This window comes from Pseudomonas sp. S3_B11, from assembly GCF_054667715.1.
The window spans coordinates 5,878,415-5,904,631 of record NZ_CP162749.1 but is presented as its reverse complement, the minus strand read 5'-3'; the positions used below and the strand labels follow the sequence as shown (position 1 = coordinate 5,904,631).

Genomic DNA, 26,217 nt, shown 5'->3' with positions numbered 1-26,217 from the left:
CCATGCAAAAGTTATCCACAGTACTGACCGCTGGACTGTTGGCGTTGAGCAGTGTTTCGGCCTGGGCCGAGCAAAGCTGCGAAACGGTGAAGATGGCCGACCCGGGCTGGAGCGATATCGCCGCCACCAATGCCATCACCGGCTTCCTGCTGGACGGGATGGGCTACAAGGCCAAGGTCGACACCCTCGCGGTGCCGATCACCTTCGGTGGCCTCAAGGATGGCCAGGTGGATGTGTTTTTGGGTAACTGGATGCCGGCACAGCAGGGCTTTTATGACAAGTTCGTGGCCAACGGCGACGTCACGCAACTGGCCAAGAACCTGGACGGCACCGAATTCACCCTGGCGGTCCCGGACTACGTCTGGGACGCCGGTGTGCATAACTTTGCCGACCTGAACAAATTCGCCGACAAGTTCGACAAGAAGATCTACGGCATCGGCTCCGGCGCCCCGGCCAACCTCTCCCTGAAAGAAATCATCAAGACCAATGACTTCGGCATGGGCGAGTGGAAACTGGTGGAGTCCAGCGAGCAGGCGATGCTGGCGGAAGTCTCCCGGGCGGTGAAGAAACAGAAATTCGTGACCTTCCTCGGCTGGACCCCGCACCCGATGAACATGCAACTGAAAATGCACTACCTCAAGGGCGGCGAGAAATACTTTGGCGACACGGGCAGTGTCTACACCCTGACCCGCAAAGGTTATGCACAGGCCTGCCCGAACGTGGGCAAGCTGCTGACCAACCTGAGCTTCACCCAGGATATGGAAAACAGCATCATGGCCGAGGTGGTGAACAACAAGGTCAGCAACGCCGATGCGGCCAAGGCCTGGATCAAGGCCAACCCGGCGGTCCTGGATAAATGGCTGGACGGTGTGAAGACGATGGATGGCAAGGATGCGCTGGCGGCGGTGAAGGCCAAGCTCTGACGGCGGAGCACTGTCGCAAGGGGATTATTGTGGGAGCAAGGCTTGCCCGCGATGAAGACAACTCGGTCTTTCAGAGACCGAGGTGCCTATTTCGCGAGCAAGCTTTGCTCCCACATAAATCCCCTCGCCACAGGGAGAACAGTGCCTTGTCCTGATACCCTTGCTTGCAAACCCCATCCTTGAGGCCCCATGGCAATCCCCACGCGCCGTTCACTCTTTCCCTTCCTGAGCTGGCTGCCCCGGCAGACCCGCGCCAGTGTCGGCCGTGACCTGATCGTCGGCCTGAGCGGCGCGATTCTCGCGTTGCCGCAGTCCATTGCCTACGCCCTGATTGCCGGTTTGCCACCGGAGTACGGCTTGTATGCGGCGATCGTGCCGGTGCTCATCGCCTGCCTGTGGGGTTCGTCGTGGCACCTGATCTGCGGCCCCACGGCGGCGATTTCCATCGTCTTGTACGCCACCGTCAGTCCGCTGGCCGTCCCCGCCAGCCAGGACTACATCACCTTGATCCTGCTACTGACGGTGTTGGCGGGCATTTTTCAATGGTTGCTGGGACTGCTGCGTTTCGGTGCGCTGGTGAATTTCGTCTCGCATTCGGTGGTGCTGGGTTTCACCCTGGGCGCGGCGGTGGTGATTGCCCTGGGGCAGTTGCCGAACCTGCTGGGCCTCGACCTGCCGAACGAAGCCACGGCGTTGAGGGGGCTGCTGATGCTGGTCGACCACATCGGGGCTGTGGATAAGCCATCGCTGCTGCTGGGCTTGGGGACCCTGGTCCTGGGCGTGGTGCTCAAGCGCCTGCTGCCGCGTTGGCCGAGCCTGTTGATAACTTTAGTCATCAGCAGCCTGGTGGTCTGGTTGTGGCCGGCGATGTTCGCGCATGTGGCGTTGGTCAGTGCCTTTGCCGGGCGCCTGCCCCCGCTCACGCTGTTGCCGTTGGACCTGGAGCTGATCCTGCGCCTGCTGCCCGGGGCGGTTGCGGTGGGCATGCTCGGGCTGGTCACCAGCCTGTCCATCGCCCGCTCGCTGGCGGTACGTTCCGGGCAATTGCTCGATGCGAACCAGGAGGTGAGGGCGCAGGGGCTTTCCAACATCGTTGGCGGATTTTTCTCCGGATCATTGTCGGCCGGTTCCTTTACCCGTTCCGGCCTCAGCTATGACGCCGGGGCCTGCTCGCCCCTGGCCGGGGTGTTCTCGGCCTTGTGGGTGGCGTTGTTTGCGGTCGCCGGGGCGAACCTGATTGCGCACATTCCGATTCCGGCCATGGCCGGCAGCATTTTGTTGATCGCCTGGGGACTGGTGGACCACCGCGGTATCCGGGCGTTGTACCGCGTGAGCCGTGCCGAATTTGTGGTGATGAGCCTGACCTGCCTGGCCACGTTGCTGCTGGAGCTGCAAACCGCCATCTACGCCGGCGTACTGGCCTCGCTGTTCTTTTACCTCAAGCGCACTTCACAGCCGCGGGTGCAGCATTTTCGCGAAGGGGAGGCGGAGATCCTGCGGGTCGGCGGCTCGATCTTTTTCGGCGCCAGCCATTACCTGCAAGCGCGCCTGCAACGGTTGCAGGCGCAGCGGGTGGTAATCGATGCCCAGCAGATCAACTTCATCGATTATTCCGGGGTGGAAATGCTCCACCAGGAAGCCCGGCGCCTGCGCAGCCAGGGCCGTAGCCTGACCTTGCGCATGGCCCGGCCCCAGGTGGTGGAGGAGTTGTTGAAGCTGGAGGGGGCGCAGAAGTGCCCGATTCATTTCGAAGACTGAAAAGGTTCAGGCACACAAAATTTGGTGCAAGAGGACTTGTGGGAGCAAAGCTTGCTCGCGATGAATGCGACGCGGTCTTTTGGAAACCGAGGCGCCTGCTTCGCGAGCAAGCTTTGCTCCCACAGGAGCTTAAAGCGCCAGTTGGCGGCGCAGCTCGGCAAGTACTGGCGCGGTGTCCGGGCGTACCCCGCGCCACAGGTAGAACGCTTCACCTGCCTGTTCGGCGAGCATGCCCAGGCCATCCATCGCCACCGCCGCACCGTGTTCCTTGGCCCAACGGCAGAACGAGGTCGGTTCCTTGCCGTACATCATGTCGTAGCAAACCGTCTTGCCGGGCTCGATCAAGCTGGCGGCAATCGGCGGTACATCCCCCGACAGGCTCGCGGAGGTGGCGTTGATGACCAGGTCCACCGGTTCTTGCAGCCAGTCGAACCCGCTGGCGGAAACCGGGCCCAGGTCGGCGAACAACTCGGCCAGCAATTCGGCCTTTTCCACCGTGCGATTGGCGATGATCACCGAGGCCGGCGCTTCGGCCAGCAACGGTTCCAGGGCACCGCGCACCGCGCCGCCGGCCCCGAGCAACAGGATGCGCTTGCCCTTGAGGCTGAAGCCGGCGTTGACGGTCAGGTCCCGGACCAGCCCGGCGCCGTCGGTGTTGTCACCCAGCAGGCGACCGTCGGCCAGTTTGCTCAACGTATTGACCGCCCCGGCCCGCTGGGCCCGCTCGGTCAGGCTGTCGGCCAGGCGGAAGGCGTCTTCCTTGAACGGCACCGTGACGTTTGCCCCACGCCCCTCGCGGAAAAATTCTCGGGCGCAACCGGCGAAATCCTCCAAGGGCGCCAGCAGCGTGCTGTAGTCCAGGGTTTGCCCGGTCTGCTCGGCAAACAGGCGATGGATCAACGGCGACTTGCTGTGGCCGATCGGGTTACCCATTACAACGTAGCGGTCCATGGATAATCCTCGTTCAGGCCGTCGCCAGCCAATCGCGATCCTGCAGGAAGTACTCGGTCAGCCGCGCTTCTTCGCTGCCCGGTTCGGCTTTCCAGTCGTAGCCCCAGCGCACTTGCGGTGGCAGGGACATCAGGATCGATTCGGTACGTCCACCCGATTGCAGCCCGAACAGGGTGCCGCGGTCGTAGACCAGGTTGAATTCCACGTAGCGCCCACGACGGTATTCCTGGAATTCCCGCTGTTTGGCGGTGAACGCGTCGTGCTTGCGGCGGCGCACGATCGGCAGGTAGGCATCGATGTAGGCGTCGCCGATGGCGCGGATGAAGGCGAAGCAGGTGTCGAAATCCCACGCGTTCAGGTCGTCGAAAAACAGGCCACCGATGCCTCGGGGCTCGTTGCGATGCTTGAGGTGGAAATAGCTGTCGCACCAGGCTTTGTAGCGCGGGTACACCTCGGGGCCGAATGGCGCGCAGGCCTGCTCGGCGACACGGTGCCAATGGACGCAGTCTTCCTCGACGCCGTAGTAAGGCGTCAGGTCGAAGCCGCCACCAAACCACCAGACGGGTTCTTCGCCTTCCTTTTCGGCGATGAAGAAGCGCACGTTGGCGTGGGAGGTTGGCACGTGCGGGTTGTGCGGGTGGATCACCAGCGACACACCCAAGGCTTCGAAGCCGCGCCCGGCCAGTTCTGGCCGATGGGCGCTGGCTGAGGGTGGCAGGCCGCTGCCGAAGACGTGGGAAAAGTTGACGCCGCCCTTTTCGATCACCGTGCCGTTCTCGATCACCCGCGTGCGACCGCCACCACCGGCCGGCCGGGTCCAGGCATCTTCGACGAAGCGAGTGCCGCCGTCTTCGGTTTCCAGGGCGGTGCAGATACGGTCTTGCAGGTCGAGCAGGTAGGCTTTCACGGCCTCGGTGCGAGTGGACATGACATCACCTTGATCAGGGCTACGCTACGCGGCGTATGGCGGGCCGGTGGCAAATGGGCGCACAGGATACCACCGCACTTGCCCACACCACAGTTGACGACGGTCAAGCTTAGGAGTCCGATAGCAGGCTTGGTAAAAGTCCTGCGACAAGGAGAAAGTGAAGATGGCCAAACGTATCCAGTTCAGTTCCCACGGCGGTCCCGAAGTGCTCGAGTACGTCGATTACTCGCCTGCCGAGCCCGGCCCGCAGCAGGTGCGCGTCAGCAATAAGGCGATCGGCCTGAATTTCATCGACACTTACTACCGCAGCGGTCTTTATCCGCCACCGGCATTGCCATCGGGCCTGGGTGCCGAGGGCGCGGGCGTGGTCGAGGCGATCGGCTCGGACGTCAAGCGGTTCAAGGTCGGCGACCGAGTGGCGTACGGCAGCGGTCCGCTGGGGGCCTACAGCGATGTGCATGTGTTGCCCGAGGCCAACCTGGTTCATCTGCCCGAATCCATCAGTTTCGAACAGGCGGCCGGCGTGATGCTCAAGGGCCTGACCGTGCAATATCTGCTGCGCCAGACCTATGAACTCAAGGGCGGCGAGACCATCCTGTTCCACGCCGCTGCTGGTGGTGTGGGCTCCCTGGCCTGCCAGTGGGCCAAGGCCTTGGGCGTGAAGCTGATCGGCACCGTCAGCTCGCCGGAAAAGGCCGCCATCGCCAAAGCCCACGGCGCGTGGGCAACTATCGACTACAGCAAGGAAAACGTCGCACAGCGGGTGCTGGAATTGACTGACGGCAAGAAGGTGCCCGTGGTGTACGACGGAGTTGGCAAGGACACTTGGTTGACCTCCCTGGACAGCGTCGCCCCCCGTGGCCTGGTGGTGAGCTTCGGCAATGCTTCAGGTGCGGTGGACGGTGTGAACCTGGGGATCCTCGCGGCCAAGGGCTCGCTCTACGTCACCCGCCCGACCCTGGCGACTTACGCCAACAACGCCGAAAACCTGCAGCGCATGGCCGACGAGCTGTTCGGGATGATCAGCAGCGGCAAGATCAAAGTGGATATCAACCAGCGTTATCCACTGGCGGAAGCGGCCAAGGCTCATACCGAGTTATCGGCGCGGCGCACGACGGGGTCGACCGTTCTCCTGCCTTGAATTACAGGGTGTTTGTGATGGCCTCATCGCGGGCAAGCCATGCTCCCACAGGGTATGTTCTGTGGAAGTAGGCCATGTTCCCACAGAGTATGTTCTGTGGAAGTAGGCCATGCTCCCACAGGCCATGCTCTGTGGAGGTAGATCTCCCACAGGTTTTACTCTGTGGGAGCAAGGCTTGCCCGCGATGAACGATGACGCGGTATCAGTCCGGGCGCACGACCTTGCCAGTAGCCAGGTCGCGAATCACGCTGGGGTTCTTGCGCCCGCCCAGGTTGCCGCCCAGCACCAGGTCGATCTGCCCGCGGAAATACTGCTCGACGCGAATCCGCGTGCGCGCCGCCGGGCGTCCTTGGGGGTTGGCCGAGGTGGACACCAGCGGCCCGACCAGCGAGCACAAGTCGCGCACGGTGGGATGATCGCTGACCCGCAGGGCGACGGTGTCGTGCACCCCGGTGATCCATTCCGGCAGCAGGTTCTGGTGCGGCACCAGCCAGGTATTGGGCCCCGGCCAGGTGCTGGCCATGCGGTCCATCCAGGTATCGGGGAAGTCTTCGAACAGGAAGTCGAACTGGTGGATGTTGTCAGCCACCAGGATCAGGCCTTTGTCGGGCAGCCGCGACTTGATCGCCAGCAGGCGTTCCACCGCCTCCTCGTTCCATGGGTCACAACCCAGGCCCCAGACCGCTTCGGTTGGATAGGCAATCACCGCCCCGGCACGAATTTCTCGCGCGGCTTGTTGCACACGCCAACTGTTGACCATGAAAGATTCTCCCGCAACGCAAATAAGGCTGTGGGCAGTTTACCGATCTTCCCCATAAAACCTAGCGCGCAAACCAGCGTCCGTTGTCGCAGGTGGCGCGTCCTTCCATCTCCAGTTCGGTCAACGCCGCCAGCACTTTGGGCAAGCCCCAGCCACTGGCGTCGGCCAGCGCCTCACTGCTCAGCGGCGCGGCATGCAGCAGGCGCAGCAGCGGATGGGTCACGGGCACGGGCTCCGAGGCCGGCGGCAACCGCTGCCAACCGCGCAGCGCTTCGAGGATATGCTCGACGGTTTCCACCAGCGCCGCACCGTCGCGGATCAGTTGATGGCAGCCTCGGGCCCCGGGGTGATGGATCGATCCAGGAATGGCGTACACCTCGCGACCCTGTTCCGCCGCCAGTCGCGCGGTGATCAGTGAGCCGCTGGCGACACTGGCCTCTACCACCAGCACGCCCAGGGACAAGCCGCTGATGATCCGGTTGCGCCGCGGAAAGTTGCTGGCGTGGGGCGGTGCGTCCAACGGGAACTCCGACAACACCGCGCTGCCCTGGGCAATCATCGCGTCCGCCAGCCGACGATTGCGCTGTGGATAAAAATTTTCCAGACCGGTGCCCAACACGCCGACGGTGCGCCCGCCAACATCCAGCGCCGCCTGATGGGCCGCCGCATCGATGCCCAGGGCCAGGCCGCTGGTGATGACAAAACCGGCCCCGGCCAGGCTTCGGGAAAACGCCGCGGCAGTGTCCATGCCCGGCCGCGATGCCCGCCGACTGCCGACCATCGCCAGCTGGGGTTTTTCCAGGATCGAGGGGTCGCCAGCGACGAACAGCAGCGGCGGCGCGTCGCTGATCTGCGCCAGCAGCGCCGGGTAGTCGGGTTGGTCCCACATCAGTAAATGCTGGGCCGGACCCTCTAGCCAGGCCAATGCGTGGGCGGCGCCGTCGCGTATTTCCGGGGCGCGTCGGGCCTCGGCACACGTGGCGGGCAACCCCAGCGCCCGCCAGGCGCTGGCCGGTGCGCTGATGGCTTTGGACGCTGAGCCAAAGGCCTCCATCAGCGTCATGAAACGTTTAGGTCCCACGTCTGGCAAGCGATGCAAGCGCAGACGGGCCTCCAGTTCCGCAGGCGGAACCGAAGCAGATTCAGGCAGTGGCATGTGATCAATCCTTGATCGTTATGAGCCCCGTTCAAACGGGAACAAGCTGTGGATAACTCTGTTGGTAACTTGTGAGAACCGTTACGGATTACGGACCTTGTCGAGCACCGCCAACGAGCGCGATGCGTACAGCACCAGGCCATAGCTGAGCTTGTCGTAGGTGCGGAAAACCATCAGCAGGCCGGCGCGCTCATCGGGGATCTTCACCCGCTCGCCCGTAATGCGGTCGCGTACGGTTTCACCGGTCTTCATCACCGCCAGCACATTGCCTTCGGCCAGCCCGTCGCGCCGGCCCTTGTTCAGGGTGACCACGTCCAGCGCGCCGATCTGGGTCACGCCTCGCGGCACGTCCAGGATCAACCCGTGGATGTCCGATTTCGGCGCGCTGGGCATGAACGTCGAGTTGATCGAGCGCTCTTCGCCGCTGAACAAACGATCACCCAGGCGCACTTCCTGGGTGGTGCGTTGCAGGGCCAGGGTAGTGACATCGCCCTCGGTGGCGACCACCTCGCCGCCGCCGATGTCGTCGGCGTTGATGCCCAGGAATTCCTTGGTCTCGGGGTCGGTGTAGACCTTGCCCTGGCGAAAGATGCCGTACGCCGTCTGGTTCGCATCGAACGAGCCACGGGCAAAGACCCGATCCCCCATGCCACTGAGCACCCGTTCGGCATTGCCGGCGACGACGTAGGGGGCCTTGTTGAAATCCTCAGGCGTGTCGACGATGCGGTTGCTCAGCAGGAAGCTGTTGATGGCTTGCAGTGGAATGCTCGGGATGGCGTCGGCCACTGGCGAGCTGCGAATGCGCGGCGACAGTTTGATGGTGCCGCGCGAGGCGCCGCGATTGAGGGTCAGGCGCGGCTGGCCGTTGACGTAGACCAGCGACAGGGTGTCGCCCGGATAAATCAGGTTGGGGTTTTCGATCTGCGGGTTGGCCTGCCACAGCTCGGGCCATTTCCACGGCTCGCGCAGGTACTTGCCGGAAATGTCCCACAGCGTGTCCCCCGTCACCACCGTGTATTGCTGGGGAAAACCTTCCCGAAGTTGCACTTGCCCGTGCGCGATCCCGGCCGAGGCCAGGAGCAGCAGGGCGAGTAGTGATTTCCTCATGCGGTGAATCCCTTTATTATGTGCGTTCGCGTAAAACGCCAGAGCCCCCGTGGCTCGCTGCTTAAGGAGCTATTCTCCACAAGAGCAACGTTTTACAACGGTAGCCTGCATCCCAAGACACGCCAGGCCAGCCACCCGACTTTACCTCACACGTGCATTTATCAAGCTTATGGCCATTTTGAACATTCTCGAATTTCCGGACCCGCGCCTGCGCACTATCGCCAAACCAGTGGCCGTAGTGGACGACGAAGTGCGTCAGTTGGTCGATGACATGTTTGAAACAATGTATGAAGCGCCAGGCATCGGCCTCGCCGCGACCCAGGTCAACGTGCACAAGCGTATCGTCGTCATGGACCTCTCCGAAGACCGCAGCGAGCCGCGGGTGTTCATCAACCCCGAGTTCGAAACCCTGACCGACGAGATGGACCAATACCAGGAAGGCTGCCTCTCGGTGCCGGGCTTCTACGAAAACGTCGACCGCCCACAGAAGGTCAAGATCAAGGCCCTGGACCGTGACGGCCAGCCATATGAACTGATCGCCGAAGGCTTGCTGGCCGTGTGCATCCAGCACGAGTGTGACCACCTCAACGGCAAGTTGTTCGTGGATTACCTGTCTACCCTCAAGCGTGACCGCATCAAGAAAAAACTGGAAAAACTTCATCGCCAGAATGCTTGATGCCCCCCTTCAAAGGCTTGCCGCGGCAAGCCTTTTTCTTTTTGCGACTGCTTTGTAATTGAGAGCTACCCATGACTGAGCCACTGCGCATCGTCTTTGCCGGCACTCCCGAATTTGCCGCCGAACACCTCAAGGCCCTGCTGGCCAGCCCCCACGAAATCGTCGCGGTCTACACCCAACCGGACCGGCCGGCCGGTCGCGGGCAAAAACTGATGCCCAGCCCGGTCAAGCAACTGGCCCTGGAGCACGGTATCGAGGTGTTGCAGCCGCCGACCCTGCGCGATGCACAGGCCCAGGCCGAACTGGCGGCGCTCAAGCCAGACTTGATGGTGGTGGTCGCCTACGGCCTGATCCTGCCCCAAGTGGTGCTGGATATCCCGCGCCTGGGTTGCATCAACAGCCACGCCTCGCTGCTGCCGCGCTGGCGCGGTGCCGCGCCGATCCAGCGCGCCGTGGAAGCGGGCGATGCCGAGAGCGGCGTGACCGTGATGCGCATGGAGGCCGGCCTGGACACCGGGCCGATGCTGCTCAAGGTCAGTACGCCCATCAGCACCGACGACACCGGTGGCAGCCTGCACGACCGCCTCGCGCTGATCGGCCCGCCAGCGGTGGTCCAAGCCATTGCCGGCCTGGCCGCTGGCACCTTGGAGGGCGACGTGCAGGATGACCGCCTCGCCACTTACGCGCACAAACTGAACAAGGACGAAGCCCGCATCGACTGGAGCCGCCCAGCCGTTGAGCTGGAGCGCCTTGTACGCGCCTTCAACCCTTGGCCGATCTGCCACAGCACCTTGAACGGCGAAGCCCTGAAAGTGCTGGCGGCCAGCTGCGCCGAAGGGAAAGGCGCGCCGGGTGAAATCCTCAGCGCCAGCAAGGACGGCCTCGTCGTTGCCTGCGGTGCACAGGCGTTGTGCCTGACACGTCTGCAACTGCCCGGTGGTAAGGCGCTGGGCTTCAGCGACCTGTTCAACAGCCGCCGTGAGAAATTTGCCGTTGGCATCGTTCTCGGCCAAGCGGCGGACGCCTCATGAACCCGCGTCTGGCCGCCGCCAAGGCACTTGCCGCCGTCCTCAGTGGCAAAGCCTCCCTCAACAGTTCCCTGCCGACCCAACTGGACAAGGTCGAAGACCGTGATCGCGGTTTCACCCAGGACCTGGCGTTCGGCACCGCCCGTTGGCAGCCGCGGCTGTCGGCCCTCGCGGCGAAGCTGTTGCAGAAGCCGTTCAAGGCCGCCGATGCCGACGTCGAGGCGCTGCTGCTGGTGGGGCTCTATCAACTGCTCTACACCCGCGTCCCGGCCCACGCCGCCATCGGCGAAACCGTGGGCTGCGCCGACAAGCTGAAAAAGCCCTGGGCCAAGGCCCTGATCAATGCCGTGTTGCGCCGCGCCCAGCGGGAAAGCGAAACCCTGTTGGCCGAGCTGGAGCACGACCCGGTGGTCCGCACCGCTCACCCGCGCTGGTTGCAGAAATCCCTGAAGGCGTTCTGGCCCGAGCAATGGGAAGCCATCTGCGCGGCCAACAATGCCCACCCGCCGATGATCCTGCGGGTCAACCGTCGCCACCATACCCGCGACGCCTACCTGGCGTTGCTGGGCGAGGCGGGCATCCCGGCCGTTCCGTGCCAGTACAGCCGCGACGGCATCGTCCTGGAAACCCCGGGCGATGTGCGCGCACTGCCGGGCTTTACCGAGGGCTGGATCAGCGTCCAGGACGAAGCCGCGCAACTGGCCGCTGACCTGCTGGAACTGGCGCCCGGTCAACGGGTGTTGGACGCTTGCTGCGCGCCGGGTGGCAAGACCTGTCACATCCTCGAGGCCGAGCCGAAGCTGGCCGGCGTGGTGGCGGTGGATCTGGAAGCCAAGCGCCTGGTGCGCGTGAAGGAAAACCTCGAACGCCTCGGCCTGGAGGCCGAGCTGATCGCCGCCGATGGCCGCGACACCGCGACCTGGTGGGACGGCAAGCCGTTCCAGCGCATCCTCCTCGACGCGCCATGCTCGGCCACCGGCGTGATCCGCCGCCATCCGGACATCAAGCTTACCCGCCAGCCGGACGACATTGCGGCGCTGGCCGTGTTGCAGGGCGAACTGCTCGATGCCCTGTGGCCGACCCTGGAAGTGGGTGGCATGCTGCTCTACGCCACCTGCTCGACCTTGCCGACCGAGAACACCGAAGTGATCGAAGCCTTCCTCGCCCGCACCCCAGGCGCCCGGGAGCTGGACATTGCCAGCCAGGCCGGCCTGAAGCAGCCTCACGGCCGGCAGTTGCTGGCCCAGGAAGGCGGGCACGACGGGTTCTACTACGCCAAGCTGATCAAGATCGCCGCCGCACGCGGTTAAGACCGATTCGATAGGAGTGACTGGATGAAAATCATCATCCTCGGCGCAGGACAGGTCGGCGGTTCGCTGGCGGAACATCTGGCCAGCGAGGCCAACGACATCACCGTGGTCGACACCGACGGCGAACGCCTGCGCAACCTCGGCGACCGTCTCGACATCCGCACCGTGCAAGGTCGCGGGTCGTTGCCGACGGTGCTGCGCCAGGCCGGCGCCGACGATGCCGACATGCTCGTGGCCGTGACCAACAGCGATGAAACCAACATGGTCGCCTGCCAGGTCGCCCACACGTTGTTCCACACCCCGACCAAGATCGCCCGGGTGCGCGAAGCGTCCTACCTGACCCGCGCCGACCTGTTCGACAACGAAGCGATCCCGGTGGATGTGCTGATCAGCCCCGAGCAGGTGGTGACCAACTACATCAAGCGCCTGATCGAGCACCCCGGCGCCTTGCAGGTGATCGACTTTGCCGAAGGCAAGGCGCAACTGGTGGCGGTCAAGGCCTACTACGGCGGGCCGCTGGTGGGCCAGCAACTGCGCCAGTTGCGCGAGCACATGCCGAATGTGGATACCCGGGTCGCCGCGATTTTCCGCCGTGACCGGCCGATCCTGCCCCAGGGCGACACGGTGATCGAAGCCGACGACGAAGTGTTTTTCATCGCCGCCAAAGCGAACATTCGCGCGGTCATGAGCGAAATGCGCCGCCTGGACGAGAACTATAAACGCATCGTCATCGCCGGCGGTGGGCAGATCGGCGAGCGCCTGGCCGAAGCCATCGAAAGCCGCTACCAGGTCAAGATCATCGAGATGAACCCGGCGCGCTGCCGCTACCTCTCCGACACCCTCGACAGCACCGTGGTATTGCAGGGCAGTGCTTCGGACCGCGACCTGCTGCTGGAAGAAAACATCGCCGACGCCGACATCTTCCTGGCCCTGACCAACGACGACGAAGCCAACATCATGTCGTCGCTATTGGCCAAGCGCCTGGGGGCGAAGAAGGTCATGACCATCATCAACAACCCGGCCTACGTCGACCTGATCCAGGGCGGCGACATCGACATCGCCATCAGCCCGCAACTGGCAACCATCGGCACCTTGCTGGCCCACGTGCGCCGCGGTGACATCGTCAGCGTCCACTCCCTGCGCCGCGGCGCGGCCGAAGCCATCGAGGCAATTGCCCACGGCGATGCCAAATCCAGCAAAGTGATCGGCAAGGCCATCCGCGACATCGGCCTGCCACCGGGCACCACCATCGGCGCGATCATCCGCGACGAAGAAGTGCTGATCGCCCACGACGACACCGTGATCCAGACCGGCGACCATGTGATCCTGTTCCTGGTGGACAAAAAGCACATTCGCGATGTCGAGAAGCTGTTCCATGTGGGGTTGAGCTTCTTCTGACCACCACGGATCGTTCCCACGCTCTGCGTGGGAATGCCTCTACGGACGCTCTGCGTTCGGCTCTTGAGGGGACGCAGAGCGTCCCGGGCTGCATTCCCACGCAGAGCGTGGGAACGATCTTAGTCATGAGGAGTTTTTAAAATGCTCGACTCCCTGGAAAAAATGCTCGCCAAGGGTGTGGACAACGCCCTGCTGCGCTTCGGCCTGGGCAAGGGCTACCTCGACCTAGGCGAATTCCCCCGAGCCGCCGAACACCTCCAACGTTGCGTCGAATTCGACCCCAAATACTCGGCCGCCTGGAAACTCCTAGGCAAGGCCCACCAAGGCCAAGGCAACCTACCGGCAGCCCGCCAAGCCTGGGAACAAGGCCTGGAAGCCGCCCGAGCCCACGGCGACAAACAAGCCGAAAAAGAAATGACCGTGTTCCTCAAGAAGCTGGATCGTCACCCCTGAACGCCAAGCACCTGTGGCGAGGGAGCTTGCTTCCGCTTGAGTGCGTCACTGCACCGATAGAGTTCGAGTCATAGAGCTGGTTGTGTCGATATGCAACAGCCGGCCCTGATGGTCGAAAATTACCCATTCATTGCCCACGCAACGCAGTTGCGCATCATGCAGCGGCCAATGCAGGACGGCGCATAGCCGGTCACTGTAGCGGTGGATGAAGTGCCAGCGTGCGTCATCGTCGCCGGTTGCGTAGCACGCCACCAGCCACTGCTCGAACGAGTAGATGTGCAACGGATCGGTAAACGCTTGAATCAGGCCGGGCAAGGGATAGCGCTTGCTCGTGCCGCTCTCGTACGCCATCAGCACGGGATCGCTGTCGGCTGCGTGCTCGATCCAGAACTCAGTGGTCCGGCCTGCCGCGTTATACACCTGCCAACTGTGTTCCTGACGCCTCGCGGGCATGGAGTCGCGGCTGAGCAATCGGCGGTCGGGCAGGCGGTAATGCCAGAGCTGGAAATTGTGTGGAGTGTCCAGCAATACGGATTCGTTGCGCTCGTCGTCCCGAAGGAAGCCTATTTGCCCGGGCAGATCGCCGACGTGCCAGAGTGTTTCGAACCGGCGATCCACATCCACGACGCGCAATTGCGAGCCTCGGCCGACGGTCCAGGCCGTGCCGTCGAAATGCTTGGCGAAGGCATCCAACATCAGCACGCCCAGATCGCTGGCGCTGCGATTGACCAGATCCAGTTTGCAGATGCGCCAGACGTCGCCGCGACGCGCCAGCGCCAGCGCGACCTGCCGGCTGTGGCCCAGCACGAGGGTCTGAGCGGGCACCGGAAAGTGAAAGGCCGTCTTGCCGCTAGCTTCGACCACCGATGCGCCAGCTTCGCCCAGCGCCAGGAGGTAGCGTCCGTCAGCCAAGGGCACGGCATCGCAGAGTGTCCGGTTGCCTCTTTCTGGCGCCGTAAACGACAAGGGGGTGCTTGCCCGCTCAAGGCCCTGATTGAGAAGTCTGTTCTTGGGCAGGGCGCTGCCAGGCAGGTCCGCTTGTAGCAGTTTGTCCTTGCTCATTTTTACCAGCGCTTGAAGCTGGTTCCGGGTGAGATGAGCGTGTGGCCCGGCCTGATCACAGATCATCGCCCGTACGGTCGCGGCAGCCAGCCAGGCCAGCGCGGGACTATGGGCCTTGTGCGTCAGCAGCGCCTGGGCCAGTGTGGCGCGCTCCATGACCCGCTCGGGGTCGTCGCGCAGTTTTTCGACCCAGGTTTCGTATGTTGAGAGGGTGTCGGGAAGCAGGATCGCCCGTTTCACCAGCGCGCCGATCGCCAGGCTACCTCCTGCGGCCTCGGCGGCCAGCAGCCATTGCGTGGCGCGTTCGTGCTCTGCGGGCAGACTCCAGATCACATCCACCGCCTGCAACCACAACCCTTTTTCGGTCAGGGCCAGCGCCCATTCCAGACGCAGGCGCGCGGCAGCTTCCGGCCATTTCTTTTCGAGCAGGATGACGGCATCGGCGAACGCGTTGTCGCGCCGCGCGACTTGCAACGCTCGCTGCCAATCCCCGGCCAGGCACAGCATACGGACGATGGTCGAGGTGGGCATGTCCCAGGCCAGCGCAAGGTCAGCCGCCTGTTGATAGCGCTGGTGCTTTTCCAGATAGTCGAGCGCTTCCTGTCGTGCCCTCAACAGTTCGGCCAGGACAAACACGGCTTCCTCGATACGCCCCTCGCGATCCAGTCGCTCAAAGGACTGCCGGTAGACCTGCCTGAGGTGGGTTTCAAGATCTACCTCAAACAGCATGCTGGTGCGCGGCCCTGAATGCTGGGTGAGCGCCAGATCCTGGCGCCTGCTAGGTGTGCCGAAGGCTTGACCTGCATTGCCCTGGCCGCCGCCCAGCGGAATGGCGTGGCGCAGTGCTTCTTCCAGATCGCCGTTTTCGAACATTTCCAGCATGCGTTGCATATAAGCGGCCTGCCGCTTTCCGTACAGCGCTGACAAGCGTGAATTCTGGGTCAGGCGCGTCAGCCAGCGCCGCCACCTGGCCGGGCCACGTGGCTGGCCCGACGCCCGTGGCGGCACGGGCGGCTTTGAGGGGCGGGCAGCATTGGCGGTAGCGGAAGGAGGCGTGTTGCTTGCTGCCGAGTGTGTGCCATTGCGCCGCATCCAGGCACGCACGGCCATCAGTATCAGGGTGAAGAGCGCCGCGCCGACGACCGTCCAAACCAAGACACTGCCCAGATCGAATGTGGAGGGATCCACAGGGCGTGGCGGCTTGGCTCTCTCAGCAGTTGGGGTAGCGGTCGGCAAGTGCAGACCGTTGACCGAAAGAAACCAGTAAAGGCCAGTACCCACGGCCAGCCCAATGAAACCTGGCAGGGCGTTTTTCAACGCGTCGGTACGCTGCCGGTTGTTCGCGGGGCTGGGCGTGTGACGCGCCGCAGGTCCGCCAGGGGTGGCGGCCTGACGCTGGCGCTCCAGCAGGGCTTGCATCACCGCCTCCCGCTCGGGGCTGACCGGCGCAAGCGAGTCACCCAGGATTTCCCGTATGTCGGTCTGTACTGCCAGAGGGTCGGCTTGTGGTTCCGGCAATACGTCTTGGCAGTCGTAAGTGTCGAGTAGCGCGTACTGGCTGACGTCGATCCATTGACCGGGGGCCAGCGTAGTGGCGTCGTGCAGGTGCAGGGCATTGACCTGCGTGCCGCGTACCAGCCAGACATCGGCGTGGGCCAGGCGCTGCATTTCTTCAGGACTCAACCGGGCTGAGCAAAGCGTTCGGCCTTGGCGGATCAGTGGCCAACCCGCGAGCCCTTCACAAAGCATGGCGCGTGCCTTGGGAAAGCGCAGCAGGTCGCCGTCGGCAAAGCGTTCGGCCCTGGCGTCGGTTTGCCAGTGGGTGAATATCAACCGCGCCCGTTCCTGCTCGCTGAAGCGCTCGACGGGGAACCACAGCGCTTCGATCGGTTGATAACCGCTGAGTGCCGGACGGCGAATAGTGACTGCATCAGGTCCGGACATGGGTGTCGTCCTCCGACTGCGTTTGTGCCTGGTTGCACATGACCTGCAACACCCTGCGCTCGTCCCGGACCGCATACACCACCAGTTCCCGAGCCTTGGTCAGGGCGGCGACCAGCCCGCTCATCGGGCAAAAGCTGATCCTGGCAATGGTCTCGTTGGTGGTGAACAGCACACGTTGCTCACCCCCGCAGTACAGGGCGACGGTCTGCTGGTTGGGGCCGAGCAGGACCATGGACAGCGCCTCGTCCTCCCCAATCAACAACCCCAGGCCTTTCCAGCCGGGTGCCAGATCGATCTGTCCGGTCTGAAGGTCCGGAGCCACCATCTGCCACTGCTGCTGCTCGTCGACCAGGCGCATCCACGCGCAACCGTGGAAGGCGCGCTCCCAGCATGGACTTGCCGGGAACAGAACCTGATCGATGTCCTTCGTCGTGCCGACCACATGGCCTGTGGACTGGCTGATCCAGGAATTGAGCCGGTGGACATACAATCGACCGGCATCATGGCGCAGATAGGCCAGCGTGTTGCGATCGACCTGCGCCATGCCCACCACCTTATCGGCTATCGAGTGGGTGACACCGGGCTGGTGCGGGGTGGGCAGCTTGCCGCTGTCGACCACCCAGAAGGCCAGATGACCGTTATTGTCGAGCAGGAAAACCCTGCCGTAGGTGCCGTTGTGCAACCACACCATGGGCAGCAGCGTGGCAGTGCCCGGGGGCATCTGCAGTTGCTCACGCCCGGGTCGGGCGACGGGCTTGAGGCCAGGCATGTTCCAAAAGACCAGTTGCTCGTCGAGGCTCAGGATCGCGCCGGGCATGCGGCCCGGGAACGTGATCGCCAGTGGCGTGCTGCGGTTATTCCAGAGCGTGCGGCGAACATCGAGTGGTTTTTTCTGCCGGGGAGCGGGAAGCTTGATCACCACAAGCCCGGGCTCGTCGAGCAGTTTCAGGGCGACATGGAAGCCGCTGCTGGCAATGATCGGGGCCAGCGTCAGTGCAACCCGTGGAATGAGGGACTTGACCGCGGTGCGCGCCATCTGTCGCGCGATGTCGAACTCGCCCTTGATCAATTGCAAGGCGAGGCGCTGGTCGGGGTTGGGCAGGGCAACTTGTCGGGTGGCCCGGTCTTGCAGCGCGACCATCAGGCTGCGGCCATCGAGGCTGCGCTGTATCTGGACCCGATGAGTGCAGGAGCGGGCGTCGGTGGCGGGCAGCCGTTGGCCGACGATCCAGCGTTCGCCGCTGTCGTAATCCTGCTCCGACAGCCAGGCGCGCCAGGTGTGCCAGTGCTCATCGCTGACGGTCTGGTACGTGCGGGCGTCGAGCAGTTGCTTCAAATGCGCTGCGCTCTTGAACGCCTGCAACTGTGGCGCGTTTTGCAGGATACCCCAGCGCAGCTCGGCCCCGGCTTCGCTGGCACGGCGGGCAAGCAGGATCAGCAGCGCCAGGTGCACCAGTCGCGGCCCGCCCAGTTGCAGTGGGCCGGCGTCGAACAGCACAACGATCATGCGGTTGGCCTGATGAGTGCGATATTGCGGTGCCAGGAACAGATGTTCGCCCACTGCCGCCCTGCGCAGAAATTCGTCGGGTAGCTCATCGGCCAGCAACCACTCGCTGGCCAACAGTCGTTCATACGGACCACGGCGTTGCAGATCGCCAAGGCCGTCGGGTTCGGGTACGCCGCCCTGCTGCATGCCGCGCAAGGGGCCTAGCAGCGGATTGAGGCGTGCGAACAGATCCGCCAGCAATGGCAGCTGTTCGGGGGGAAACCATTGCAGCCAATCTCGCCAGGGTTGCAGGGATTGCGGTAATTGCATCAGCGACCTGCCCACTCATCCTGAATGCGTTGTAGGTGCCGGGTCGTGACGGGCAGGCATCGGTCGAGCGGCACCACTACCCTGGGGGCATGCCACAGCAGCAGTGGCGCGCGCGCGAATCTGCCGAGCAACGCTTGCCCCATCAGGTCCAGCGGTACTTCGGGTTCCCAGCTGGTGGGCAGCCAGAGGCCGGGTGCGGCGGGCTCGGTGCAGGCGTAATCGACGCCCTCGACCCACGGCAGGTTATCGGCATTGCCCGTGACGATCAGCACGTCACGGTTGGCAGTGGCTTGCAGGTGCGCGGTCTGGTCTTCGGGCATGCGCAGAAGCCGTGCGTGCAGGCGCGCCGCGACTTCGCCCCAGGCCACGGCAGCCTGTGGTTGTCCGGGTTCGCGCCGCACTCGCCAGTTCCAATCGATGACAGTGGCGGCGACCATGTTCGTCATGCCTGGGTTGTCAGCAGATGGGCCACTTGTCCGCGGGCCTCATGCAGACGCTGGGGAATGGTCTGGCTGTTGAAGTTGGCATCGATTTCGCGCAACAGCGCTTCCAGCAACGGGCTGGCAGGCGGTTCGCTGCGCTCCAGGTAATCCTCTGCCGTTTCAAGCAGACGATGCAGGCGAGCCATCGGTTGCAGCGTCGCTTCCTCGACGGCACTGAACAGATGGCTGTTGCTGCACTGGGCAAAAAGATCCTGCAACACCTCACGGCCGTGCTGCTGAATTTCCCGGGTCGGCAGCACGTAAAGCAGCGGCCAGAGGTCGGCTTCGCTGGCTTCCAGATGCCCGCGCAGCAAAGCCGCCGCTGCGATCAGGCGCTGGGATTTGACGATACGTCGGTCGGAGAGCTGTATACCGGCCTCCCGCAACCGGCGGATGGCCTGGGCCAGCGCTGGCCGCACCTGTGACAAATCGACATCCTTGAGCGCGTGGCCCAGCGTGTCGAGCTGAGTCAGTCCCAGCAGTTGCGGAACCGGGCGCTGCTCCGACTGCCAGCCGCCGGCCAGCATCGCTTCGAGCTGGTTGTCGGGTACTGCGTCCACGAACAGGTGCAGCAAAAAGCGATCGCCAAAGGCTGCCAGCGATTCGTCGTCGGGCAGGCCGTTCGCCGCTGCGACACAGACGCGCAAGGGACACTGGACCTGGGTGTGACCACGGCGAAAACGTCGTTCGTTGAGCACGCCAAGCAGAGTGTTGAGGATGGCCGTCGAGCCCAGGAACACTTCATCCAGAAACACAATGTCGGCTTCAGGCAGCATGCCGCTGATATCGGTTTCAACCGTGCCTTCACGCAGCTTCTTCAGATCGACCGTGCCAAACAATTCCGAAGGCTCGGTGAAGCGGCCCAGCAGGTACTCGAAGTAGCGACCGCCCATGGATTGCGCGACCCGACGCACCACGGCGCTTTTCGCCGTGCCGGGCGGGCCCACCACCAGAATGTGCTCCTGGGCGACAGCCGCCAGTACGATCAGCTCGGCCAACTGCTCGCGACCGACCAAGCCCTCGGTGGCTGCGCGAACGGCGTGACGGATCTGACTGGCGGCGAGATCGAGCGAAGCGGACATGGGGCATCTTCCTTGAGTCTGGAGGGGCACATCTTGCCTGAAGGATAGGGCGAACTGGCAAGTTCATCGGCATGCGATGCGCAAGCTTGAGGCTGTATGCGTCAGCCCTTACTGGGTATTTGGTGGAGTGTTTATGAGGAGGCGGCGGATTGAGGAGGTTGGCGGAAGGGAAAACGGGCAGATTCGCCCCGTGGCGAGGGAGCTTGCTCCCGCTTGAGTGCGAAGCACTCATAAAAAAGCCCACCTCGTTTTCAATACCAGTCCGCCAAGCAGCCAGCACACACAAAACTCTGGGGCGAGGGGGCTCATCCCGAGGTGCCTGAGTCAGAAAAATAGGCAACCCTTACCGCTAGTGATCTGAATCGCCGAGCTGGCGTCGCTTTTTGTGAAGCGCCTTCAGTACCGCATTAATGTGCCAGGTTTCCGGCCCGATAGTAATGGCACCTTGCGGGTCTGCTTGTAGCTTGATGTCTGTCGCGATGCCTTCGATGTTGAGCAGTCGCTGGGCATCCTCCAGGTGCCTGCGCTTGCCTGTAAACCACCGTCGGCCGGCCACCGACAGAAGCGAAAAGCTGTCCGGGTAGGAACACTCCAGCTTCTGCCGAAGGCTGATCAGTGCCGCTTTGCTCTCTCTAGAAAATGCCGGCATCAGTACATAACTTTCACCTGCTGCTGCACGAAGGTCGTCTTTGTCTTGCAGATACTCCTCAACGCTGAAGCAACTAGCTACCGTCTCAAGCGCACCGGATCTGACCTCTACCAAGTGGGCATTGACGCCTACATAGCAATACTCGGTCTTACCATGCACCACACAGTCCTCGGTGTTGCAGCGAATTATCCAATAGTCGCCATTCGGAGAAAGCTCGCAAGACTGGATAACAAATCGCTCCGGACCGCCGTCTCTGACCGACTCGTTATGGAGGTCGAGTACGATTGCACTGGCCTGTTGTGCGGATAACATCTGTCGGTTCTCAAATCAAAATTTCATGAGTCAAGATACAAGGTCTGAGCGAAAGGCATTGATCAGAATGATCCGTCCCCGTATTCCCGTTAATGAGGGCTATAAACGAATGGGAAATCTGCCTCGTAGATACCTCGTGCCGCTCGCACCGCGAACGGCTGTGTGATGGGCCGCACATCGCTTAACTCCCATGCGAGCCAGCCCTCCGAAAAACGGCTTGCGCATGCGGCTTGCACATCTGCGACTTCGAATGGGCGAACTGTTTTTACACGCACGATTGCAACAGCAATACCTTCGTCTTCATCACCATCGGTGTGAAGAAATCGCCCATTTTCAACAACCAAAAGATCTTCGTAAGGATTCAGGTGGGGATGCCAGCGGCGGACTTCTAGCGTTTTCTCTCCGGAAGCGATCTTGCTTCCATTAGGCCGAACAATTGATAAGGCTTTCATGGTCTTTTGCTGGTGTTCCGGCTGCCTGCGGTGCAAATAAGGCCCCATATCCCGGCGAGCCTGGCCTCCGAGCAAGCCCACGGCGACCTCTATCCCCGCTTGTCGAAGAATGGCGATACCTGCTCCGGCATTGCGTGGATCTGGATCCAGTATCGAGACATGCACGCGTGTAACCCCCGCGCTGATCAACGCCAGGGCGCATGAAGGCGTCCGACCGGCAAATGAGCAAGGTTCCAGGGTGACGTAGGCCGTCATGTCGTCGAGGCCTTGCGCCAGTTGCGAAAGCGCCATTGCTTCCGCGTGATGTTGTCCCGGCGATTGCGTGTAGCCGTTGGCGACAATGGAACCGTGACGCACGATGACACACCCTACAGGTGGATTCGGCAGGCAATCAGGCATTGCGCGTCTGCCTTGATCAATAGCTTGGCTCATGAAAAAGCGATCTGTATCGGAGAAAGCATTGTTCTTGCCGGGAAGCGACATACCTGGATCCTTGGTAGCGACAAAACCCGGTCAGGATACAGCGCTGAGCCCCATGATGCAGGAGCCTGAGGCACCATAGGTTTCTAGGAATCCAGCAGCTCGACGCAGCTCGCAAACCAAATCAGGAAGAATGAATGCCTTTTCATCGCCGCCTCAGTAGTGTCTGTCAAAGTATTGCGCACCATGCCGCGAGCAGTTTGTCGTACGTACACCCACATTTGTTGCAAGCACTTAAAGCAACCGGGGAGCCGATCGCGACGGTGGATCTACTGAGTGCGACCCCATACCCGAAGGAGCTTCGCAGTCATCCCCATCTTCCCACCGCCCTCTCTTCATTATGTGATCGTTTTGAGCAGATTTTGAAATCTGAAGGATTTTTAATATCCGACCTCAACGAGGCCAAACTATTCTTCAAACCTGATGGCCAATACAGCGGCGAATATGGTTGCGAATGCCATGCAAAGTTGCTCCACTCAAGCGGCCGTAAATACTTTGCAGCGGTCAATTGCATGGGTAAATCTATTGTTCCCCAAGTTGCCAATATCTGACCCAACCCCCTCCGGTAATGTCCTCAATCCAGTGAAAAGCGAGCTTAGCCGGAATACGCCGAGGATGATCTAGCTTCTGATCATCTAGATCGTATCGGAGACGACCATGAAACGATTCGTTGAGGACGAGATTCGAACGCAAGTGGTGCTGCTGCCGTAAATGGCAACCTGACTGAGCCGTGTCTATAGTTTTTGGCGCCAAATCTATCGGAGGCTTGGACATGAGCCAGAGCATTTCGCCCGCCGCTTCAACTGCGCAAAAAACAGGCATGGTCGCCACGACCTTATGGGGCTCGGACAAAATCGCAGGTATCGCGGTCGATCCAGACGGTGCTATCTGGCTTGGCGCTTATAGTCGCCTGGGACGAGGAGGCGAAGAGGATTCAAGCTTCACCGGCAGCCTGGTCCGGTTCAATGCCAACGGTAGCCTGGACCGCAACTTCAGTGGCGACGGTAGATCCCTGCTCCCTGTGTCGCTCGATATCGAGGACGGCGGTAATGCCGCAGTGCAGCCGGGAGGGGCCTACCTGGTGACGCACTACGTGAACATAGGCAACGCCTGGGTTTCGGGCGTAAGTCGTACTTTGGCTGATGGCAGCCTCGATACGAGTTTCGGGAACGGCGGCACCGCGACAGTGCCTTTCTACTGGAGTGACTTTGGCCAGCAAGCGTCGTTCTCTGCGCAAAGCGACGGTAGCTTTTTCGCAAGCGCAGGGTACCCCTCTGGGGAGATCTATATTGCCCGCTTCGACGCGACGGGGGCTCTGGTCTCGTCTTTTGGAGAGGCTGGGATTCTGCACCTACCAGCGACCGTTGGCATTCACCCCAGTAGCACGTTCGACGTTTCGCTGCAGGGAGACGGGAAGGTATTGGTCACGGGGCAAGATACCCTGACCCGCCTCAACCCGGACGGTACGCTGGATAGCAGCTTTGCGAACGGCGGCAGCCTGGCCCTGGATGTTCACGCAGACGCCCTCGTCATCCAGGATGACGGCAAAATCCTGCTGGCAGGCGCCTCGGGCGGCATGGCGAGCGTCATCCGACTCAACGCTGACGGCTCACTCGACACCGCTTTCGGCGATCAGGGTCGGGTCAGTTGGGGCTCGGAAAGCGCGCCTTTCGCAGTCGCCGACATGATCGTGCGGGCCGACGGCAAGCTATTGATTGGTGGAAGCCAAGGCACGAGCGCGGACGGCTATCTGGCCGCCTTGGTCCAGTTGAACCCCGACGGTCGCCTGGACCACAGCTTTGGCAATCCCGACGACGGCTATTACCACCTGGACGGTGGCCGCGATGCTGACTTCTTGCTCGGTACCGCCTCGTTCGACGATGCGATCCTTGGCGGGGCCGGTAACGATCTGCTCGACGGCCAGCAAGGTCGTGACCTGCTGACGGGCGGTGCCGGGGCCGATACCTTCCGTTACCAGTCAGTCACAGACAGTTACCGAACCGCCACCGCGGCCCATAGCGACCGAATCACTGACTTCGACCCCAGCACCGATACGCTCGACCTCGCCTCCCTGGGCTTCCTCGGGCTGGGCAACGGACACGACGGAACGCTGGCGATACGCGTCAATGAAAGCGGGACGCGGACCTACCTCAAAAGCTTCGAGGCCAACGCCGATGGGGAACGCTTCGAAGTGGTCTTCGACGGTAACTTGGGCCAAGCGCTGAATGAAACCAACCTCCTGTTTCAGCAAGCCAGGTTGACGGGCACCGAGGGGGCCGATCGTTTACAAGGCAACGCTCGCGGCGAAATCATCGAAGGGGGCGCGGGCGATGATCGCCTTTATGGAGCGCTAGGGGATGATGTATTGGTTGGCGCAGAGGGCCGGGACCAATTGGTGGGGGGCGGTAACAACGATGTGTTCCGCTTCGACGGACTGAGCGACAGCTACCGCACCGCCACCGAAAACCACACTGATCGCCTGATTGACTATACCGCGGGTGAAGACACGATCGATTTATCCGCCTTGGGCTTTACCCGGCTGGGAAATGGTTACGACGGCACGTTGGACGTGATTTTCAATGAAGCCAAGGACCTGACTTACTTGAAGAGCTACGAAGCCGATGCGTCTGGGGCTCGATTCGAGTTGAGCTTGGTAGGGGACCACTCTGGTTACGGTAACTTGAACATCATCTTCGCCGAGCCCTCGCAAGAAGAGGCCATTAAATTGGTTGGATTGGCTAATGACTTCTGGGTGTAAAACGCAAAGCTGGTTATTTCTTACTCTTTGATCGTTCCCACGCAGAGCGTGGGAACGATCTCATTGAGCCCGGCTGGCCTCCGCCCATACTCCTGGTATTAGCTCCCACATCGCCCTGTTCATATTCCGGACCTTGGGTGAAGGATGTGCAGACGCAAATATTTTTACGTTCATTGACTGCATGAACCTGGCAGCCTTTCCTGCTTGACGGCCTACCAGCACCACCGTTTTGAGTCTGGGCAGCAGCGTCAAGAGGCCTGCCAGCTCCTCTACACCAGCACGTCTCTCGCCAGCTTTTATCTTGATGGTGCCATTCCATCCGGGTATGACGTTCCACAGCACCGTTCTCTTGCGGTCGATTTCCGCCAGTTCGGAGAAGGTGAAGAACGCTTCAGCAGTTGAATCATTGTTGTTACGCGAGATAAAGCCAGAACCCTTTTGTTTCGTTTGGGGGGACGTCATGGGGCCGGGCTTTTCCAGCAAAAAGAGCATGTCCGCATCTACCCCGCCATCCATGGGGTCAAAGTCTGGAAATTCCCAGTCAGGGTGTTTGGCGCGAAGGTCCTCTACATAGGCTGTCAGTGGAGCAATGTGAGGTTCATGGAGCATATGCCGCCGCATTGCTACAAGTTCTGGGTGCCTGAAATTTCGAGGTGTATCGTGATATTCAATTGTCATGAAAACACTCAATCGTCCAAGAACCAAAACCCGACGCAAAACGTCGGGTTTTTCCGTTGGGAAAAAAACTACTGCCGCGGCTCCACGTTATCCAACACGCGATTCGCCAGCAACGAACTCAGCTCAATCAATTGCTGAATCCCCTGCGCCACATGACGCCTCGATCCCTCCAGATCAAACGCCAGGTCACTCACCATGGCATCAGCCGAAGCCAGCGTCTCGCTGAGGTTGGCGAGCAAGCATTCGTTATCGAGGCCTTTCACGACGGCGTATAGCTGCCCCGGTTTGGGGTCGTCTTGGGATTTATCCGGTTTCGGTAGCAAGTAGTGATCGAGCACACGCTTGGTGGTTTCGTCTTGCTGCTTGGCTTTGGATTTTGCGGATGTAGAAGTGGAATCTGCCTCTGGCGGATTCGGGGTAATTTTGAACATATGCTTCGGTTCCAGATGTGATGCCGACACCCCGAAGCTACTAAACAATGGGGTGGCAGCTGTACGCAGGTTAGTAGACCGGGGAACCGAAGAAGCCGGCGCGCCTGAGCGCCCTGCGTACAGCCACCATCAAGAACAGGGTAGGGCCCTGTTTGAGAAGCGCTTGTACAACTTCGATTACCTCGGGCTACTAAACCCGACCACTGATGGGCAGTGGCAGGAAGACAATAGAACCCGGGGACAAGACGCACAAGCGGGCGGATTCTGGCGTAGTTGTAGGCAAAGGCGCAAGGATGCGTAGCTTGATAGTGGGGTGTAGGTGAGGGCTGTAGGAGGGAGGTTTTTTGGCGATGCGGGTGGGGTATTTTTGCTTTGGAATCGTGTCGATTCATCGTGAGCAAGCTCGCTCCCACAGGGATCGGGGCTGTTGCTTTCTAGTCATTACCGCTGGGTTGTTGGCCAATAGCCAGCGCTGTGCCAAG

23 protein-coding genes are annotated in these 26,217 nt (G+C 61.8%); 10 read left to right on the top strand and 13 right to left on the bottom strand.

Annotation, left to right across the window (positions count from 1 at the left end; all coding sequences use genetic code 11):
- The first annotated feature begins 2 nt into the window (after positions 1-2).
- Both choX and AB4O22_RS26410 read left to right on the top strand, forming a co-directional pair.
- A complete protein-coding gene (choX, locus tag AB4O22_RS26415; RefSeq protein WP_460097480.1) occupies positions 3-923 on the top strand; it encodes a choline ABC transporter substrate-binding protein in 921 nt (306 codons plus the stop codon).
- A gap of 189 nt (positions 924-1,112) precedes the next feature.
- Positions 1,113-2,681: a SulP family inorganic anion transporter gene (locus AB4O22_RS26410; RefSeq protein ID WP_003196286.1), complete on the top strand. Its 1,569-nt coding sequence runs from the start codon at positions 1,113-1,115 to the stop codon at positions 2,679-2,681.
- A gap of 129 nt (positions 2,682-2,810) precedes the next feature.
- Here AB4O22_RS26410 and aroE read toward each other — a convergent pair whose 3' ends face one another.
- Complete coding sequence (gene aroE, locus AB4O22_RS26405) at positions 2,811-3,632, bottom strand: shikimate dehydrogenase (RefSeq protein WP_013691961.1); 822 nt, start codon at positions 3,630-3,632, stop codon at positions 2,811-2,813.
- 13 nt (positions 3,633-3,645) lie between these two features.
- On the bottom strand, positions 3,646-4,560 hold the full coding sequence (gene hemF / locus AB4O22_RS26400) for an oxygen-dependent coproporphyrinogen oxidase (protein ID WP_003196290.1): 915 nt from the start codon (positions 4,558-4,560) through the stop codon (positions 3,646-3,648).
- 163 nt (positions 4,561-4,723) lie between these two features.
- Here hemF and AB4O22_RS26395 point away from each other — a divergent pair, with 163 nt between their 5' ends.
- Positions 4,724-5,701 (top strand): NADPH:quinone reductase, encoded by a 978-nt coding sequence (locus AB4O22_RS26395; RefSeq protein WP_013691962.1) that lies wholly within the window; start codon positions 4,724-4,726, stop codon positions 5,699-5,701.
- Positions 5,702-5,903: 202 nt separating this feature from the next.
- On the opposite strand, the gene AB4O22_RS26390 is transcribed toward AB4O22_RS26395, so the two are convergent.
- The 3 genes from AB4O22_RS26390 to AB4O22_RS26380 all read right to left on the bottom strand — a co-directional run bounded on the left by AB4O22_RS26390 (position 5,904) and on the right by AB4O22_RS26380 (position 8,724).
- The gene (locus AB4O22_RS26390; protein ID WP_003196294.1) at positions 5,904-6,461 is read right to left on the bottom strand and encodes an L-threonylcarbamoyladenylate synthase type 1 TsaC; all 558 of its coding nucleotides are present in this window, start codon (positions 6,459-6,461) and stop codon (positions 5,904-5,906) included.
- 61 nt (positions 6,462-6,522) lie between these two features.
- Entirely contained in the window at positions 6,523-7,617 is a 1,095-nt protein-coding gene (dprA, locus tag AB4O22_RS26385; protein WP_460097479.1) for a DNA-processing protein DprA, read from the bottom strand.
- A gap of 81 nt (positions 7,618-7,698) precedes the next feature.
- Entirely contained in the window at positions 7,699-8,724 is a 1,026-nt protein-coding gene (locus tag AB4O22_RS26380; protein ID WP_003196298.1) for a LysM peptidoglycan-binding domain-containing protein, read from the bottom strand.
- Positions 8,725-8,893: 169 nt separating this feature from the next.
- Here AB4O22_RS26380 and def point away from each other — a divergent pair, with 169 nt between their 5' ends.
- The 5 genes from def (at position 8,894) to AB4O22_RS26355 (ending at position 13,589) form a co-directional block, all read left to right on the top strand.
- Entirely contained in the window at positions 8,894-9,400 is a 507-nt protein-coding gene (gene def, locus AB4O22_RS26375; protein WP_003196300.1) for a peptide deformylase, read from the top strand.
- A 71-nt stretch (positions 9,401-9,471) separates the two neighbouring features.
- Entirely contained in the window at positions 9,472-10,431 is a 960-nt protein-coding gene (gene fmt, locus AB4O22_RS26370) for a methionyl-tRNA formyltransferase (RefSeq protein WP_460097477.1), read from the top strand.
- Positions 10,428-11,738, top strand: a complete 1,311-nt coding sequence (gene rsmB, locus AB4O22_RS26365; protein ID WP_460097475.1) for a 16S rRNA (cytosine(967)-C(5))-methyltransferase RsmB — start codon at positions 10,428-10,430, stop codon at positions 11,736-11,738. The genes fmt and rsmB overlap by 4 nt, the downstream gene beginning before the upstream one ends.
- Positions 11,739-11,762: 24 nt before the next feature.
- Entirely contained in the window at positions 11,763-13,136 is a 1,374-nt protein-coding gene (gene trkA / locus AB4O22_RS26360; RefSeq protein ID WP_053161633.1) for a Trk system potassium transporter TrkA, read from the top strand.
- Between the two features lie 141 nt (positions 13,137-13,277).
- Positions 13,278-13,589 (top strand): tetratricopeptide repeat protein, encoded by a 312-nt coding sequence (locus AB4O22_RS26355; RefSeq protein WP_003196306.1) that lies wholly within the window; start codon positions 13,278-13,280, stop codon positions 13,587-13,589.
- Positions 13,590-13,634: 45 nt separating this feature from the next.
- Here the strand turns inward: AB4O22_RS26355 and AB4O22_RS26350 are convergent, their stop codons facing one another.
- The 6 genes from AB4O22_RS26350 to AB4O22_RS26325 form a co-directional block, all read right to left on the bottom strand.
- The gene (locus AB4O22_RS26350) at positions 13,635-16,595 is read right to left on the bottom strand and encodes a bpX6 domain-containing protein (protein ID WP_460097473.1); all 2,961 of its coding nucleotides are present in this window, start codon (positions 16,593-16,595) and stop codon (positions 13,635-13,637) included.
- Positions 16,582-18,411: a hypothetical protein gene (locus AB4O22_RS26345; protein WP_460105863.1), complete on the bottom strand. Its 1,830-nt coding sequence runs from the start codon at positions 18,409-18,411 to the stop codon at positions 16,582-16,584. Before AB4O22_RS26345 ends, AB4O22_RS26350 begins: the two co-directional genes overlap by 14 nt.
- Positions 18,411-18,848 carry a bpX5 domain-containing protein gene (locus AB4O22_RS26340; RefSeq protein WP_460097470.1) on the bottom strand — a complete coding sequence of 146 codons (438 nt, stop codon included), beginning with the start codon at positions 18,846-18,848 and terminating at the stop codon, positions 18,411-18,413. Before AB4O22_RS26340 ends, AB4O22_RS26345 begins: the two co-directional genes overlap by 1 nt.
- A gap of 5 nt (positions 18,849-18,853) precedes the next feature.
- A complete protein-coding gene (locus AB4O22_RS26335; RefSeq protein ID WP_116643504.1) occupies positions 18,854-19,975 on the bottom strand; it encodes an AAA family ATPase in 1,122 nt (373 codons plus the stop codon).
- A gap of 349 nt (positions 19,976-20,324) precedes the next feature.
- Positions 20,325-20,936, bottom strand: a complete 612-nt coding sequence (locus AB4O22_RS26330; RefSeq protein ID WP_223472435.1) for a hypothetical protein — start codon at positions 20,934-20,936, stop codon at positions 20,325-20,327.
- Positions 20,937-21,025: 89 nt separating this feature from the next.
- Positions 21,026-21,871 (bottom strand): deaminase, encoded by an 846-nt coding sequence (locus AB4O22_RS26325; RefSeq protein WP_223472434.1) that lies wholly within the window; start codon positions 21,869-21,871, stop codon positions 21,026-21,028.
- Between the two features lie 134 nt (positions 21,872-22,005).
- On the opposite strand from AB4O22_RS26325, the gene AB4O22_RS26320 reads away from it, so the two are divergent.
- Complete coding sequence (locus tag AB4O22_RS26320) at positions 22,006-22,419, top strand: hypothetical protein (protein ID WP_223472433.1); 414 nt, start codon at positions 22,006-22,008, stop codon at positions 22,417-22,419.
- A gap of 221 nt (positions 22,420-22,640) precedes the next feature.
- Positions 22,641-24,626: a M10 family metallopeptidase C-terminal domain-containing protein gene (locus tag AB4O22_RS26315; protein ID WP_223472432.1), complete on the top strand. Its 1,986-nt coding sequence runs from the start codon at positions 22,641-22,643 to the stop codon at positions 24,624-24,626.
- Between the two features lie 60 nt (positions 24,627-24,686).
- Here the strand turns inward: AB4O22_RS26315 and AB4O22_RS26310 are convergent, their stop codons facing one another.
- Positions 24,687-25,304, bottom strand: a complete 618-nt coding sequence (locus AB4O22_RS26310) for a uracil-DNA glycosylase (RefSeq protein ID WP_123351243.1) — start codon at positions 25,302-25,304, stop codon at positions 24,687-24,689.
- Between the two features lie 68 nt (positions 25,305-25,372).
- Positions 25,373-25,735 carry a DUF6124 family protein gene (locus AB4O22_RS26305; protein WP_223472431.1) on the bottom strand — a complete coding sequence of 121 codons (363 nt, stop codon included), beginning with the start codon at positions 25,733-25,735 and terminating at the stop codon, positions 25,373-25,375.
- Positions 25,736-26,217: the final 482 nt, after the last annotated feature.